General features: G+C 71.3%; 10 protein-coding genes. 4 read left to right on the top strand and 6 right to left on the bottom strand.

The features are described 5' to 3' along the window. Positions 1 to 28: 28 nt before the first annotated feature. From ACFPIJ_RS49875 to ppc, 3 genes are all read right to left on the bottom strand, one after another. The gene (locus tag ACFPIJ_RS49875) at positions 29 to 1,846 is read right to left on the bottom strand and encodes a GNVR domain-containing protein (RefSeq protein WP_380126506.1); all 1,818 of its coding nucleotides are present in this window, start codon (positions 1,844 to 1,846) and stop codon (positions 29 to 31) included. A gap of 83 nt (positions 1,847 to 1,929) precedes the next feature. Continuing rightward, the gene (gene cysC / locus ACFPIJ_RS49870) at positions 1,930 to 3,474 is read right to left on the bottom strand and encodes an adenylyl-sulfate kinase (RefSeq protein WP_380126585.1); all 1,545 of its coding nucleotides are present in this window, start codon (positions 3,472 to 3,474) and stop codon (positions 1,930 to 1,932) included. Between the two features lie 56 nt (positions 3,475 to 3,530). Continuing rightward, positions 3,531 to 6,356 (bottom strand): phosphoenolpyruvate carboxylase, encoded by a 2,826-nt coding sequence (gene ppc, locus ACFPIJ_RS49865; RefSeq protein ID WP_380126505.1) that lies wholly within the window; start codon positions 6,354 to 6,356, stop codon positions 3,531 to 3,533. Positions 6,357 to 6,617: 261 nt separating this feature from the next. On the opposite strand from ppc, the gene mfd reads away from it, so the two are divergent. Beyond that, entirely contained in the window at positions 6,618 to 10,208 is a 3,591-nt protein-coding gene (gene mfd, locus ACFPIJ_RS49860; RefSeq protein WP_380126504.1) for a transcription-repair coupling factor, read from the top strand. Positions 10,209 to 10,219: 11 nt separating this feature from the next. Here the strand turns inward: mfd and ACFPIJ_RS49855 are convergent, their stop codons facing one another. After that, positions 10,220 to 11,032, bottom strand: coding sequence for a WecB/TagA/CpsF family glycosyltransferase (locus ACFPIJ_RS49855; protein WP_380126503.1), 813 nt, complete (start codon positions 11,030 to 11,032; stop codon positions 10,220 to 10,222). Positions 11,033 to 11,111: 79 nt separating this feature from the next. On the opposite strand from ACFPIJ_RS49855, the gene ACFPIJ_RS49850 reads away from it, so the two are divergent. Continuing rightward, positions 11,112 to 12,035, top strand: a complete 924-nt coding sequence (locus ACFPIJ_RS49850; protein WP_380126502.1) for a sulfotransferase — start codon at positions 11,112 to 11,114, stop codon at positions 12,033 to 12,035. Next, a complete protein-coding gene (locus ACFPIJ_RS49845) occupies positions 12,032 to 12,958 on the top strand; it encodes a glycosyltransferase family 2 protein (RefSeq protein WP_380126501.1) in 927 nt (308 codons plus the stop codon). Before ACFPIJ_RS49850 ends, ACFPIJ_RS49845 begins: the two co-directional genes overlap by 4 nt. A 153-nt stretch (positions 12,959 to 13,111) precedes the next feature. Here ACFPIJ_RS49845 and ACFPIJ_RS49840 read toward each other — a convergent pair whose 3' ends face one another. Both ACFPIJ_RS49840 and ACFPIJ_RS49835 read right to left on the bottom strand, forming a co-directional pair. Continuing rightward, on the bottom strand, positions 13,112 to 14,329 hold the full coding sequence (locus ACFPIJ_RS49840; RefSeq protein ID WP_203845177.1) for an NADP-dependent isocitrate dehydrogenase: 1,218 nt from the start codon (positions 14,327 to 14,329) through the stop codon (positions 13,112 to 13,114). 64 nt (positions 14,330 to 14,393) lie between these two features. Further along, a complete protein-coding gene (locus ACFPIJ_RS49835; RefSeq protein WP_203845176.1) occupies positions 14,394 to 14,807 on the bottom strand; it encodes a hypothetical protein in 414 nt (137 codons plus the stop codon). A gap of 94 nt (positions 14,808 to 14,901) precedes the next feature. Between ACFPIJ_RS49835 and ACFPIJ_RS49830 the strand changes: the two genes are divergently transcribed. Continuing rightward, positions 14,902 to 15,444, top strand: a complete 543-nt coding sequence (locus tag ACFPIJ_RS49830; RefSeq protein WP_380126500.1) for a CGNR zinc finger domain-containing protein — start codon at positions 14,902 to 14,904, stop codon at positions 15,442 to 15,444. Positions 15,445 to 15,452 lie beyond the last annotated feature (8 nt).

Raw genomic sequence — 15,452 nt, 5'->3', positions numbered from 1 at the left:
CTGCTACATGACTCGCTCGCAAGCTCACTCATCGGCGCTTGTCGGCGCCGTTCTCGCCCGCGGTGTCGGCCCTGACCCGGGTCACGGAGATGGTGCGGGTCTGCCGCTTCGGCACCGATGGGGGCGCCGGCACGACCTTCGGCGCCGTGACGGTCGCGGCGGCGGCAGCGGTGCGGATCCGCTTCGGCACCATCGGCTCCTCGGGCTCCTTCGGCGGCAGCTTGTCCAGGACCGTGGTCATGTCGTCGGCGACGGTCACCTCCTGGGCGTCGCGCTCCCCGGCCCCGCGGGCGCCGGCCAGGCGCGGCAGGACCACCGCGCCGAGCAGTGGCGTGCCGACCCGGCGCAGCTGGTCGGCGGCGTCGGCGATCTCGGTGTTGCGGGTGCGCCGCAGCTCGACCGCGACGATCGCGGCGTCGGCGAGGCTGGCCAGGCTCTGCGCGTCGGCGCTGGTCGCCGTCGACGGCGCCTCGACGACGACGTACGCGGCGCGTTCCCGCAGCGTCGCGAGGGTGTCCCGCAGCGCCTGCGACTGCAGCAGCCCGCCGGCGCTGGCGGTGCCGCCGGTGGTGACGACGCTGAGGTTGGGGTGCCGCGGCGCGCGCTGGGTGGCGCTGCTGAGGGAGAACCGGCCGGCCAGCACATCGGACAGGCCCGGCATGGACCGCACGCCGAGCATCCGGTTGACGCTGGCGGTGTCGACGAGGCTGTCGGGGAGGTGGGCGCAGACGAGGACGGTCTCGGCGCCGGTGCGGGCGAACGCCGCGGCCAGGTTGGCCGCGACGACGGTCGACGCGGCCCCGCGGCTCGCGCCGGCCACGACGACCACCTGCCCGGCGAGCGCGACCCGGGCGTCGGCGCCGTTCGGCGCGGGGATGCTGGCGAGAACCTCGTTGCGGAGCCGGTTGAAGATGCGGCCGCCGGCGCCGAACGGCGCGAACACGTCGTCGAGGCGGGGCTTGACCCGGCCGGGGACGGCGGCGAGGACCGCGACGTCGACCCGGCGGGGCAGGTCGGAGGGGCGGCGGACGCGCTGGTCGAGCCGCTCGCGGAGCAGGGCCGCGCCGACGCCGAGCAGCAGGCCGACCATGGCACCGCTGGCGAGGTTGAGCAGCCGGTTGGGCTTCACCGGGCGGGACGGCAGGTCGGCGTCCCGGATGATCTTCCGGGCGTTGACGGTCGTGGTGAGCAGCTGGTTGAGCTGACCGGCGAGGGTGTTGATCTGCGAGGTCGCGGTGGTGCGCTGGCTCTCCAGGTTCGGCCGGTCCGGGTCGGTCGGGCGGAGGTTGGCGAGCTTGGTGTTGATCTGCAGCAGGCTCGCGTTGAGCTGGTTGAGCTTGTCCTGCAGGATCGCGATCCGCCCGGCGACCTCCGTCTTCGCGCTCTCCTCGCGGTTGCGCAGGTAGGCCTCGGCGAACGCGTGCGACCCCGCCTGGGCGGTCCGGGCGTCGCCGGAGGAGTAGGTGATGACCAGGAACGTGGTGTTCGGCGGCACCTCGACCCGGACCTGGCGGGCCAGCTCGTCCGGCGTCTGCGTGGCGCGCATCAGCTCACGGGCGTCGGTGGCGACCGTCGTGGAGGTGACGAGCTGCGCCTCGTTGTCGAGGTTGATGTCGCCCTTGGTACGGCCGCTGGTGGAGTTCGCGTCCTGCCCGTTGCCGAGCGGCGAGACCAGGACGGAGGTCGCGGACTCGTACACCTTCTGCTGCATCCCGGTGAACTGCCCGGCACCGAGGAGACCGGCACCGACCATCAGGAGCACCAGCCACCAATGGCGCCGGGCCATACCGAGCAGGTCGACGCCCGGTGAGTCGGTATCGGCGGAAAGCTGGCGGTTGGCGTCCATGAAGCGGCGGCCCCTTCGGCGTCAGGTTCTCCAGGGGCTAACGCTTCCGGGACGTCAGGCGTAATGGGCTGATGTGCCCGCTTTTACGGAATTGGCCGAGGATCCAGCCAGCCGTTGTTGCCGAGGTACCGCAGGACGGTGGTGACCGCCTCGCCGTACGACAGGTCCGTCGTGTCGATCGCCAGTTCGGCGTCGGTCGGCGCCTCGTACGGGTCGTCGATGCCGGTCATGCCCTTGATCAGTCCCGCTCGCGCCTTCGCGTAGAGCCCCTTGCGGTCGCGCCGCTCGCATTCTTCGAGCGGGGTCGACACATGGACCAACACGAAACCCGCCCCGGCGTTACGGGCGTACTCCCGCGCCGCGGCCCGGGCCTCGTGATACGGCGCGATCGGGCAGCAGATCGCCACCCCGCCGTGGCGGCCCACCTCGGCGGCGACCCAGCCGATCCGCTTGATGTTGGTGTCGCGGTCGGCGGCGGAGAACGTCAGGCCCGCCGACAGGTGCCGGCGCACGATGTCGCCGTCGAGGAGGGTGACGGTGCGCTCCCCCGACTCCTGCAGCGCGTCCGCGACCCCGGTCGCCATCGTCGACTTGCCGGAGCCGGACAGGCCGGTGAAGAAGACGACCAGGCCCCGCTGCCGGCGCGGCGGCCGGGACCGGGCCAGCTCGCGGGCGACCGCCGGCGGCGTGTGCCACTCCGGCAGGATCGTGCCCCGGTCGAGGTGGTCCTCGATCTCGGCGAAGGTCAGCGGCAGCCGGCGGTGCTTCGGCGGGATGTCGTCGAGGGAGCGCCACTGCCCGTCGCGGCCGTCGTAGGCGAGCTCCCGGGGCACGAGGACCCGCAGCCCGCCGCCGGACAGCATCGAGTCGCTGGACGCGAGCAGGTGGGTGACGCCGTAGGCGGCGGCGACCCGGGTGCGCAGCATCGCGGCGCGGATGTCGTCGCCGCCGCGGTGCGGCAGTTGCAGCGCCACGATCGTGCAGTCCGGCATCCGGTCCCGCGCCGCGAGCACGCAGCGGACCAGGGCCTCCGGGGCCAGCCCGTCGGGGCCGGGGCTGCCGACCGGCACCAGGACGAGCAGGTGGGCGGCCAGGGTGCGGGCGGCGCGCGCGATCTGGGCCAGCTGCGGGCGGTGCAGCGGGCGGTCCGCGATGACCCCGAGGATGCGGCCCTGCGGCAGGATGCCGCGCACCTCGGCCGGCGTCCTGCGCATGCGGCGGAACGCCCCGTGGCCGCCGTCGCCGAGGCGCTTGACCCGGCCGGCGGCTCCGCCGAAGCCCTCCCGCGTCGAATACACATCCGTGGTGTCGAGCGCGGCGATCGGCGCGCCCTCCAGATCTGCGAGGATCAGCACCCGCTTGGCTGGGTCGGCGATGTCGAGCTGGCCGAGGACGGCCAGCGGCACCTCCAGGGTCACCGGAACCGGCCAGGCCGTCCCGTCGGCGAGGCGGCCGTTGCGCCGCAGCGACCTCAGGTCGGCCGGGCCGAGGAAGCCCGTCAGCGGCCGATACGCCTCCGACAGCAGCAGCTCCAGGTCGGCGAGCTCCGATGGCCGGGGCGTGTAGGTCGGGGCGTCCCGGAGCACCTCGTCCGGCAACGCCCATCCATCGACAGCCCAACCGTTCACAGACACGCTCGACAGTCTGTCAGTCTGACTTTGTTTTCACCCCGCTGGGGTCCCGGTCATCCGGTGTTGCGCATGCCGGCCGCGATGCCGTTGACCGTGGTCAGCAGCGCCCGCTCCAGCGCCGGGTCCGGCGAGGACTTCCGTCCGCCGCCCCAGACGCCGCTGTCGGCGATCTTGCTGGCCCGGTACTGGGCGAGCAGCGACACCTGCAGGTGGTGCAGCGGCTGCAGGTAGCTGTCCCGGACGCCCAGCGTGCGGTCCAGCACCGGCTGGCGCTCCAGCAGCGTCGACTCGCCCGTGATCGCGAGGACCTCGGTGACGGTCTTCTCGTATTCCGCGCGGATCACCTCGAAGACCGGCTTCAGGTGCTCGGGCACCAGCGTGTCGACATACCGCGACGCGATCTCCAGGTCGGTCTTGGCCAGCATCATCTCGACGTTGGACAGGAACGTGCCGAAGAAGTGCCACTTCTCGTGCATCTCCCGCAGCACGTCACCGAGGCCGGCGACCCGGGCCGCCTCCAGGCCGCTGCCCACGCCGAACCAGCCAGGCACGATCTGCCGCGACTGCGTCCAGCCGAACACCCACGGGATCGCCCGCAGCCCGCCGAGGCCGGCGTCGGCGTTCGGCCGCTTCGACGGGCGGGAGCCGATGTTGAGCGCGCCGAGCAGCTCGGTCGGGGTCGCCGCCCAGAAGTACGCCGGCAGGTCCGGGTTCTCCACCAGGGCGCGGTAGTTGGCGAACGCGGCCGTCGACACCGTCTCCATCGCCGAGTCCCAGCGGGCGAGCGCGTCGGCCGGCTGCCGGGGCTCGGTGTGCAGCAGCGCACTCTGCAGCACGGCGGCCAGGGTCAGCTCGAGGTTCTCCCGGGCCAGGGCCGGCAGCGTGTACTTGTCGGAGATGACCTCGCCCTGCTCGGTGACCTTGATCGCACCGTCGAGCGTGCCCCACGGCTGCGCCAGGATGGCCTCGTGGGTCGGGCCGCCACCGCGGCCGACGGTCCCGCCGCGGCCGTGGAAGAGCCGCAGCCGCACCCCGTGCCGGGCGGCGACGTCGCGCAGCTGCCGCTGCGCCTTGTGGATCATCCACTGCGAGGTGGTGATGCCGGCGTCCTTGTTGGAGTCGGAGTAGCCGAGCATGACCTCCTGCACGTCGTTGCGGGCGCGCACGATCGCCCGGTAGACCGGGATCGACAGCAGGTCGTCCAGCAGCTCGCCGGCCATCTCCAGCTCGCGGGCCTGCTCCAGCAGCGGCGCGAAGCCGACCCGGGCCCGGGCCGACTCCATCGACGCCCCGCCGAACCCGGCGCCGGCGCTGACCTCGACCAGGCCCCACTCGCGGGCCAGGACGACCGCGGCGAGCACGTCGTCGATGCCCTGGGTCATCGAGATGATGTAGGTCTCCACGACCTCCGGGCCGAACCGGTCCTGCACCTCGCGGATCGCGGCGAACACGTCGAACGTCTTGCGCGCGCTGTCGGTCAGCCCGGTGTCGCGGGTCGCCAGGGGACGGCGGCCGTTGAGCTCGTCGATCAGCAGTTGGCGGCGCGAGTCGCGGTCCAGGTGCGCGTATTCGACCTCGCCGACCCGCCGGTACAGCTGCGACAGGACCTCGTGGTGCGCGTCCGCGTGCTCCCGCACATCGAGCGTGGCCAGCTGCAGGCCGAACGCGGACAGCGTGCGGATCGCCGAGGCGAGCTTGCCGGTCGCGGCGAGCTGGCCGCCGTTGCGGGCCAGGGACGCCCGCATCAGCTCCAGGTCGGCGATGAGCTCGCCGGTGCCGAGGTAGTCGCGGCCCTGCTTGTGCGGGGTGCCGGTGGCCAGGCGCGTGCGGGTGTGCTGGAGCTTGAGCCGGATGCAGCGCAGCTTCAGCCGGTAGGACTCCTCGAGGTTGACCCGCCGGTAGCGGGCCGGCAGCTCCGGCAGGTTGTCCAGGTCGGCGGCGAGGCTCGCGGACAGGTCCAGCGACACCCCGCGCAGGCGCTTGGAGACGGAGATCTCGTCGATCAGGCCGTCGATGACGCTCTCGGCGGCGCGGATGCCGTACTCATGTTGGATCAGCAGGACGTCGCGGGTGACGGCCGGGGTGACGAACGGGTTGCCGTCACGGTCGCCGCCGATCCACGAGCCGAAGCTCAGCGGGCGCGCGGTCGGGGGCAGCTGCACCCCGAGGTCCTTGAGCGTGTCATACAGGTCGTCCAGCACCTGCGGGGCCGCGCCCGTGGCCAGGTCGGCGAGGTAGTAGACGGCGTTGCGGGCCTCGTCGCTCGGCTCGGGCCGCTCCAGCCGCAGCTCGTCGGTCTGCCACAGCAGGTCCAGCAGCTCCGCCAGCCGGCGGTCGGTGCGGGCCGTGCGGGTCTTGTCCGGCTCGAGCGAGCCGTCCAGCGCGGTCGCGACCGCCTCGGCGTCGAGCTCGTCGCCGACGGCGCGCAGCTTCGTCAGGATCGACCGGCGGGCGGCCTCGGTCGGGTGGGCGGTGAACACCGGCCGCACCGCGAGCTTCGAGGCGATCGAGCTGATCTCCTTCACCCCGACCCCACGGTCGGCGATCAGCTTCGCGGCCCGCTCCAGCCAGCCGCCCTCACGCACGCGGATGCGGCGCAGCTCACGCGCCCGGTGCACCTGCTCGGTGATGTTGGCCAGGTGGAAGTAGGTGGAGAACGCCCGGGCCAGCTGGGTGCCGGCGACCACGTCGAGGCCGGTCAGGCGCTCGGCGGCGGCCTCGGGGTCGGTGCGGACCAGCGCGCGGACCTCTTCGACGAGGTCGAGCAGCTGCTGGCCGTCCTGCCGCACGAGACTCTGCCCGAGCAGCGAGCCGAGGCGACGGATGTCGGCGCGCAGCGCGGCGTCGGCGTCGCTGGACGCGGGTGCCTCTGCAGACATGCTGGATCCCTCCGGACGAGTCGGCTGGGACGGCGCTGTCCGTTTTCACCGGCATCGTATCGGCTACCGCGACGCACCGTGCCGTTCCGGTGAGTCACGCCACTGTTTCTGGTCCGCTCCCCTCCCTTCGCCCCTCTCAAACCCTTCGCCGCTCACCCTCGGTGGTTTTGTCAGACCTCGGGGATAGGCTGGTGCTGCTCGATACACCCCCCGCCCATCCTGGGTGCCGGGGTTGTTTGCCGTGCAGATTGGGTTGCACCGATGCCAAGGCTTGCCGGTCTCACCTCCGCCGCTTTGTTGGATTCAGCGCTCGCCCGTGTCCGTGACCTGGCCCGGGGCGGTCGCAGCGATCAGGTCGACCTGACCGCGCCACCGTCGCTGCGCACCTTCGTGACGGCGGTCGTGGCGGCGGAACGGCCGGTCCTGGCGGTCACCGCCACCGGCCGGGAGGCCGAAGACCTGGCCGCCGCGCTCGGCTGCCTGCTCGACCCTGCCGACGTCGTCGTCTACCCGGCCTGGGAGACGCTGCCGCACGAGCGCCTCTCCCCGCGCTCCGACACCGTCGGGCGGCGCCTGGCCGTGCTGCGCCGTCTCGCGCACCCCACACCTGACGCGGGCATGCCCCGGGTTGTCGTGGCGCCTGTCCGTTCCGTGCTTCAGCCGCAGCTCAAGGGCCTGGGTGATCTTTCGCCGGTTGCCTTGTCCGGCGGCGACACCGCCGACCTCGACGAGCTCGTGGTGCGGCTGGCGCACCTCGCCTATGCACGGGTCGACCTGGTCACCAAGCGGGGCGAGTTCGCGGTGCGCGGCGGGATCCTCGACGTGTTCCCGCCGACCGAGGAGCACCCGCTGCGGGTGGAGTTCTGGGGTGACGAGGTCGAGGAGATCCGCACCTTCGCCGTCGCCGACCAGCGCACCATCGAGAAGGTCGAGCGGCTGTGGGCGCCGCCGTGCCGGGAGCTGCTGCTCACCGACGAGGTCCGGGCCCGGGCCGCGGCGCTGTCGACGGACCACCCGCAGCTGGCGGAGCTGCTGGACAAGCTGGCCGGCGGCATCCCCGTGGAGGGCATGGAGTCCCTGGCACCGGCGCTGCTCGGCGACACCGACTCCCTCGAGCTGGTCCTGCACACCATGCCGGCCGGCACGCACGTGCTGCTGTGCGACCCGGAGCGGATCCGCACCCGGGCGCACGACCTGGTCCGCACCAGCGAGGAGTTCCTGGAGGCGAGCTGGGCCGCCGCCGCAGTCGGCGGGAAGGCACCGATCGACCTCGGCGCGGCCGCGTTCAAGAGCCTGTCCGAGGTCCGTGCGGCCGCGGCGTCGCTCGGCCTGCCGTGGTGGTCGCTGAGCGCGTTCTCGCTCTCCCCCGCCCCGGCTGTGGATGAGCCGTGGCGGCTCGGCGAGGAGCCCGACGTCACCGTCTCGGACGACGCGATCTCCATCGCGCTGCCCGCCCAGCCCGCGCCGCTCTATCACGGCGAGACCGCCCGCGTCGTCGACGACCTGAAGCGGCTCGCCGGTGACGGGTGGCGGATGGCGCTGGTCTTCGAGGGCTCCGGCCCGGCGCAGCGCGCCGTCGAGGTGCTCCGCGACGCCGGGCTGGGGGTCTCGCTGGTCGACGGGATCGCTTCGGTCCCCGACCCCGGCATCGTCACGGTCACCACCGGCTCGCTCGGCAACGGCTACCTCGACGAGGGCGCCCGCCTGGCGATCATCACCGGCACCGACATCTCCGGCGGCCGGGGCGCGTCCACCAAGGACATGCGCAAGATGCCGTCGCGTCGGCGCAACCAGATCGACCCGCTGGAACTGCGCACCGGCGACTACGTGGTGCACGAGCAGCACGGCATCGGGCGATACATCGAGATGGTGCAGCGCACGGTGAACGGCGCCGACCGGGAATACCTGGTCCTGGAATACGCCGCGACCAAGCGTGGCCAGCCCGGCGACCGGCTCTTCGTGCCCACCGACCAGCTCGACCAGCTGTCGCGCTATGTCGGCGGGGAGACGCCCACCCTGCACAAGATGGGCGGCTCCGAGTGGCAGAAGGCGAAGTCGCGGGCCCGCAAGGCGGTCCGGGAGATCGCCGCGCAGCTCATCCAGCTCTATGCGGTCCGGCAGAACTCGCAGGGTCACGCGTTCGGCCCGGACACGCCGTGGCAGCGTGAGCTGGAGGACGCGTTCCCGTATCAGGAGACCCCCGACCAGCTCGCCGCGATCGAAGAGGTCAAGGGCGACATGGAGAAGTCGACCCCGATGGACCGGCTCATCTGCGGCGACGTCGGCTACGGCAAGACCGAGATCGCGGTGCGCGCCGCCTTCAAGGCCGTCCAGGACGGCAAGCAGGTCGCCGTGCTCGTGCCGACGACGCTGCTCGCGCAGCAGCATTTCAACACGTTCTCCGAGCGGGTGTCGCAGTTCCCGGTCGAGGTGCGGCAGCTCTCGCGCTTCCAGACCCCGACCGAGACGAAGCTGACCATGGAGAAGGTCACCGACGGCACCGTCGACATCGTCATCGGCACCCACCGGCTGCTGCAGACCGCGACCCGGTTCAAGCAGCTCGGCCTGGTCATCGTCGACGAGGAGCAGCGCTTCGGCGTCGAGCACAAGGAGTTCCTGAAGCAGCTGCGGGCCTCCGTCGACGTGCTCACCATGTCCGCCACCCCGATCCCCCGCACCCTGGAGATGGCGATCACCGGCATCCGCGAGATGTCGACGATCGCGACCCCGCCGGAGGAGCGGCATCCGGTCCTCACGTTCGTCGGCGCGCAGGACGACAAGCAGGTCTCCGCCGCCATCCACCGCGAGCTGCTCCGCGACGGCCAGGTCTTCTACCTGCACAACCGGGTCGAGTCGATCGAGCGTGCCGCCCGCAAGCTGCGCGACCTCGTCCCCGAGGCCCGGATCGCGGTCGCGCACGGCCAGATGACCGAGGACGCCCTCGAGAAGATCATGGTCGGCTTCTGGGAGAAGGAATTCGACGTCCTCGTCTGCACCACGATCGTGGAGAGCGGCATCGACATCCCCAACGCCAACACCCTCATCGTCGAGCGCGCCGACCTGCTCGGCCTGTCCCAGCTGCACCAGATCCGTGGCCGCGTCGGCCGTGGCCGCGAGCGGGCGTATGCATACTTCCTCTACCCGCCGGACAAGCCGCTGACCGAGCACGCCCACGAGCGGCTCGCCACCATCGCGCAGCACTCGGAGCTCGGCGCCGGCATGTATGTCGCGATGAAGGACCTCGAGATCCGTGGCGCCGGCAACCTCCTCGGCGGCGAGCAGTCCGGCCACATCGAGGGCGTCGGCTTCGACCTCTACGTGCGAATGGTCGGCGAGGCCGTCGCGCAGTTCAAGGGCGAGCGCCCCGAGGAGGAGGAGCAGCCCGACGTCAAGATCGACCTGCCCGTCGACGCCCACCTGCCCCTCGAATACATCTCCGCCGAACGCCTCCGCCTCGAGATCTACCGCAAGATCGCCGGCGCCAAGGACGACCCGGCCCTCGACGAGATCGTGGCCGAGATGAAGGACCGCTACGGCGAGCCGCCGCTGCCGGTCGCCAACCTGCTCGCGGTCGCCCGGTTCCGGTTCCTCGCCCGCGCCTACGGTCTGACCGACGTCTCCCTGCAGGGCAAGCACGTCCGCTTCGGCCCGCTGCAGCTGGCCGACTCGAAGCAGATGCGTCTCAAGCGCCTCTACCCGGAGTCGGTCTACAAGGCGGCGGCCGACACGGTCTCCCTGCCCCGGCCGTCGACCCGCCGGGTCGGTGGCGAGCCGATGCGGGACACGCAACTGCTGGAGTGGGGTGCTGAGCTGTTGAAGACGGTGCTCGGCGATCCGGTGCCGGTGTCTTGACCGGTGCCCCTTCAGGCCCGATGCGCAGGCCGGTGGGTCAGCCGATGATGCAGGGAACGCGCCAGCAGCGCCGCGGCGAACGGCGCGTCCTCGCGCAGATAGCGGCGCGCCAGCCGGCGAGGTTCGCGGGCCAGGCGGTCGAGCCATTCCAGGCCGGCCTTCTGCATGGCCGGGTTCGCCCGCTGGATGTCGCCGGCCACGAAGTTCACCGCGGCACCGCAGCCCAGGAACCAGGTGCCGGGCAGTGCCGCACGCAGCCGGCGGATCAGGTGCTCCTGGCGCGGGAAGCCGATGCCGACGTAGACCATCTCCGGCTCGGCGTCGATGACCGCGGCGCACACGGCTTCGAGGCTCGCGGGGTCGGTGTCGAAGCCGAACGGGGGGCACAGCGTGCCGGCGACGCGCAGGCCGGGGCAGGTGTCGGCAAGGACGGCGGCGGCGCGGTAGGCCCCGTCGGGGCCGTCGGCGGCGGGCGTGCCACCGAGGACGAAGACGCTGCCACCGTCGGCGGCGAGGGCCCGGGAGAGCGACCAGATCAGGTCTGAGCCGGCGACGCGGGCGGGGAGGTTCCAGCCGGCGAGGCGGGCCGCCCAGACCAGGGGCGTGCCGTCGGCGACGACGAGGTCGGCCTCACGGAGCTGGGCGCGCAGCTGGGGGTCGCGGGACACGTGACGGAGGATGTCGACGTTGGGCGTGACGATCCAGCCGCCCTCGCCGCGGGCCAGCGCCGAGCGCACGTGGGAGACGACTTCCGCCTCGGTCAATGGGTCCACGGAGAGGCCGCCGAGAGGGACCCGCCGCCAGCGCGCTCTGGTGTGCAGCATCGTTCATCCGTAATTCGTCGTTAGAGGTAACAGATGCCAGCACAGCTGGCATATCTACCAAAACGACCAAGGAGGACGGTTGGTACGCGTTCTGTTCCTCGGCGGGCTCGGGCGCAGCGGGACCACCCTGCTGGAGCGCCTGCTCGGCGAGCTGCCCGGCGTGTGCCCGCTCGGCGAGGTCGTCCACCTGTGGGAGCGCGACGTCGCCGGTGACGAGCGCTGCGCCTGCGGGGCACACTTCTCGTCCTGCGACTTCTGGCAGGCGGTCGGGGAGAAGGCGTTCGGCGGATGGCAGCACGTCGACGTGTGGCGGGTGCTCGCGCTGCGGCACGCGGTCGAGCGGACCAGGCACATTCCGCGGCTGGCCAGCGTGCGGATGAGCCCATCGCACCGCCTGCTCGTCGAGGAGTACGCCGACTGGTACGCCCGGCTCTACGAGGCCGCCGCGGTCGTGTCCGGGGCGGAGGTCCTCGTCGACTCGTCCAAGCACGCGGCGCTCGCGTACTGCCTGCGGTACGCACCGAGCATCGACCTGCGGGTCGTGCACGTGGTGCGGGACAGCCGCGGGGTCGCATATTCGTGGACGAAGACGGTGACCCGGCCGGAGACGGACGGCGCGGAGGAGATGACCCGCTACTCGCCGAGCCGGTCGGCACTGCTGTGGAACGCGCACAACACGGCCCTGTCGGTGCTGCACCGGTGCGGCGTGCCGGTCATGCGGGTCCGCTACGAGTCGCTCCTCGACTCCCCCGAGTCTGTCTTATCCGAAATTTCGGAGTTTTCCGGTCTGGCGACGGACGGCATGGACTTCCTGCGCGGCGGGACCGCGGAGCTCGGGCCGTGTCACAGCGCCGCCGGCAACCCGATGCGGTTCACCGTGGGACCGGTCCCGTTGCGCCGCGACGACGCGTGGCGCACGGCCCTGCCGGGGCGGCAGCGGCGCGTCGTCAGCGCGCTCACCGCACCGCTGCTCGGCATGTACGGCTACCGGGGGGCCCGATGAACACCGCCGGCCACTGGCCCAGCGTCGGCGTGGTGGTGCCGACCCGCAACCGGCCCGAACTGCTCGCCCGCGCCGTGGAGGGCATCGTCGCCCAGGACTACCCGGGCCCGGTCCGCACGATCGTCGTGTTCGACCAGCACGACCCGGACGTGACCCTGTGCCGTGGCGGCGACCGCCCCCTCGACGTCCTGCCCAACCTGCGCAAGCCCGGCCTCGCCGGGGCCCGCAACACCGGCATCGTGGCCCTGGACACCGACCTGGTCGCCTTCTGTGACGACGACGACGCGTGGACCCCCACCAAGCTGCGGCGTCAGGTCCTCGCGCTGCAGCAACGTCCCCAGGCGGAGTTCTGCACGGCGGCGATCGAGGTCGAGTTCGGCGACCGGCTCACCCCCCGTCTTGCCGGGGCGACCCTGGTGGGCCTCGACGACCTGATCCGCTCCCGGATGTCGATGCTGCACTCGTCGACGTTCCTGGTGCGCCGCTTCGTGTTCGCCGACGACGAGATGGGTCTCGTCGCCGAGGACGCGCCCGGCAGCCAGAACGAGGACTGGGACCTGCTGCTGCGGGCCGCCAAACGCGGCGAGATCGTCCACGTCGACGAGCCGCTCGTCCGCGTCCTGTGGGGACGCACATCGATGTTCGCTTACGAGTACGCCACCAAAATGGCCTCACTGCGATGGATGATGACGCGCCATCCGGAGATTGCCGGCTCCGGAACCGGAGCGGGCCGGGTCTACGGCCAGCTCGCCTGCTGGTCCGCGGCCTCGGGCAACCGCCGCGACGCCTGGCTCTGGACCAAGGCCGCGATGCGCTCCAACTGGCGCGAACCGCGGGCCGCGATCGCCCTCGCCGCCGTCACGGGCGTGGTCAAGGTCGAAAGCGTCCTGGGCGCCCTGCATCGCCGGGGTCACGGCATATGAAAAGGGGCCCTTCGCGCGAAGGGCCCCTCTTGCGATGGTGGTCAGACGCCGAAGCGCTTGACCGGACTCGCGATAGTGGTCAGGCGCCGAAGCGCTTGACCAGGTTCGCAACGGTCAGGCGCCGAGGTGCTTGACCAGATTTGCGATGGGCGGTCAGGCGCCGAGGCGCTTGGCCAGGTTCTGGTCGAGGGCGTTCATGAACTCGTCGGTCGTGAGCCACGGCGCGTCGCGCGAGATGAGCAGCGCGAGGTCCTTGGTCATCTGGCCGGCCTCGACGGTGTCGACGCAGACCTGCTCGAGCGTGTCGGCGAACGCGGTGACCTCCGGCGTGCCGTCGACCTTGCCGCGGTGGGCGAGGCCACGCGTCCACGCGAAGATGGACGCGATCGGGTTCGTCGAGGTCTTCTCGCCCTTCTGCCACTGGCGGTAGTGCCGCGTGACGGTGCCGTGGGCGGCCTCCGCCTCGACGGTCTTGCCGTCCGGGGTCATCAGGACACTGGTCATCAGGCCGAGCGAGCCGAAGCCCTGCGCGACCGTGTCGGACTGGACGTCGCCGTCGTAGTTCTTGCAGGCCCAGACGAAGCCACCCTCCCACTTCAGGGCGGCGGCGACCATGTCGTCGATGAGGCGGTGCTCGTAGGTGATGCCGGCCGCCGCGAACTCGTCCTTGAACTCGTTCTCGAAGACCTCGGCGAACAGGTCCTTGAACCGGCCGTCGTAGGCCTTCAGGATCGTGTTCTTGGTCGACAGGTAGACCGGGTAGCCGCGGTCGAGGCCGTAGCGCAGCGACGCGCGGGCGAAGTCGCGGATCGAGTCGTCGTAGTTGTACATGCCCATGGCGACACCGCCGCCGGGGAACTTCGCGACCTCGAACTCGATCGGCGCGCCGCCGTCCTCGGGCGTGTAGGTCACGGTGACCTTGCCGGGGCCGGGCACGACGAAGTCCGTCGCCTTGTACTGGTCGCCGTGGGCGTGACGGCCGATGATGATCGGCTTGGTCCAGCCCGGGACGAGCCGCGGGACGTTGGACATGATGATCGGCTCACGGAAGACCACGCCGCCGAGGATGTTGCGGATGGTGCCGTTCGGCGACCGCCACATCTTCTTGAGCTTGAACTCCTCGACCCGGGCCTCGTCCGGGGTGATCGTCGCGCACTTGACGCCGACGCCGTACTGCTTGATGGCGTTGGCCGCGTCGATGGTGACCTGGTCGTCGGTCTGGTCGCGGTACTCGATCGACAGGTCGTAGTACTTCAGGTCGACGTCGAGGTACGGCAGGACCAGCTGCTCGCGGATCTGCTTCCAGATGATGCGGGTCATCTCGTCGCCGTCGAGCTCGACGACAGGGTTGTTTACCTTGATCTTCGCCATCGGCCGGGCGCTCCTCTCGCGGCTTGCCTTCGCTTAGCAGTACGAGCGTACTGCATCGAAGGGATCAGGAGCCGAGGACCCCGACCCCGAGGCTCACCACGCCCGCCGCGAGCGACACCGCGCCGATCCAGATCATCACCATGGCCCCGTTGGGTTTCGTGCGGCCCTTGCCTGCGGACGACGCGAAGAATCCGCCGGACATGAGAATGGCAGCAGCCAGCACACCACCCCGCGCGATCCAGCCGAGGACTCCGTCGATCCCGGCCAGGTCGGCATAGAGGATGCCCACGAGCCCGAGCGTGACCAAGACGCCGGCGTGGGCGTGTCCAGCACGTGCGAAGGCCTGCTGGAAGGGCGTCATCGGCACGTCACCGCGCACGATCTTGGTGAGGAACCAGCCGCCGACCTCGATCGTGACGATCGAGAGCAGGGCGATGCCGGCCAGGATGCGACCCGCGTCGGTGAACTCGAACTCCATCTTGGACCACTCCCCGTCACTGCCAAGTTAAGCTATGCCAGTGACGATAGTAGGCAGCGGCATCACTGGTCAAGGCGAAATAGACAGTTACGTGTTGACGCACGTCGAGCTGTGCCTCGTCCTCGTCAACGACCTCGTGGTGACGCCGCGGCAGGGCCGTCATCTGGGGGTGGACCAGCGCATCGGCACCGCATTCACCGACCTGGCCGAGAGTGAGCGCTGGCAGGGGTTTCCACTGGCCGGCGCCGACGTCGACATCCTGACCGACGCCGCCACCCGGCTCCGGGCCGCGGTGGACGCGTGCATCGCCGCAGACCTGCACAGCGCCGCCGCCGCGCTCAACGCGGTGCTCGCCGACCACGGCGCGGTGCCCAACCTGCACGGGTCCGCCGTCCTCGCGTTCCACGCCGTGGACGCCAACGTCGTTGACGCCTGGGCCGCGGAGTCGGCGACCAGCCTGGCGTTTCTCGTCGGCACCCGGCAGACCCACCGGCTCGGCCGCTGCGACGCCGAGGTGTGCGACGCGTACTTCCTCGACGTCACCAAGAACGCCTCGCGGCGCTTCTGCTCGCTCGCGTGCCAGAACCGAGCGAAGTCCGCCGCTTACCGACAGAAGCGCCGCGTGAAATTGTCGTAGGTACCCGG

Origin of the sequence: Dactylosporangium cerinum (assembly GCF_042653625.1) — a bacterium.
Taxonomy (GTDB): Bacteria; Actinomycetota; Actinomycetes; order Mycobacteriales; family Micromonosporaceae; genus Dactylosporangium; species Dactylosporangium cerinum.
The sequence above is the reverse complement of the archived record's forward strand: the minus strand, read 5'-3'. Positions and strand labels throughout refer to the sequence as shown.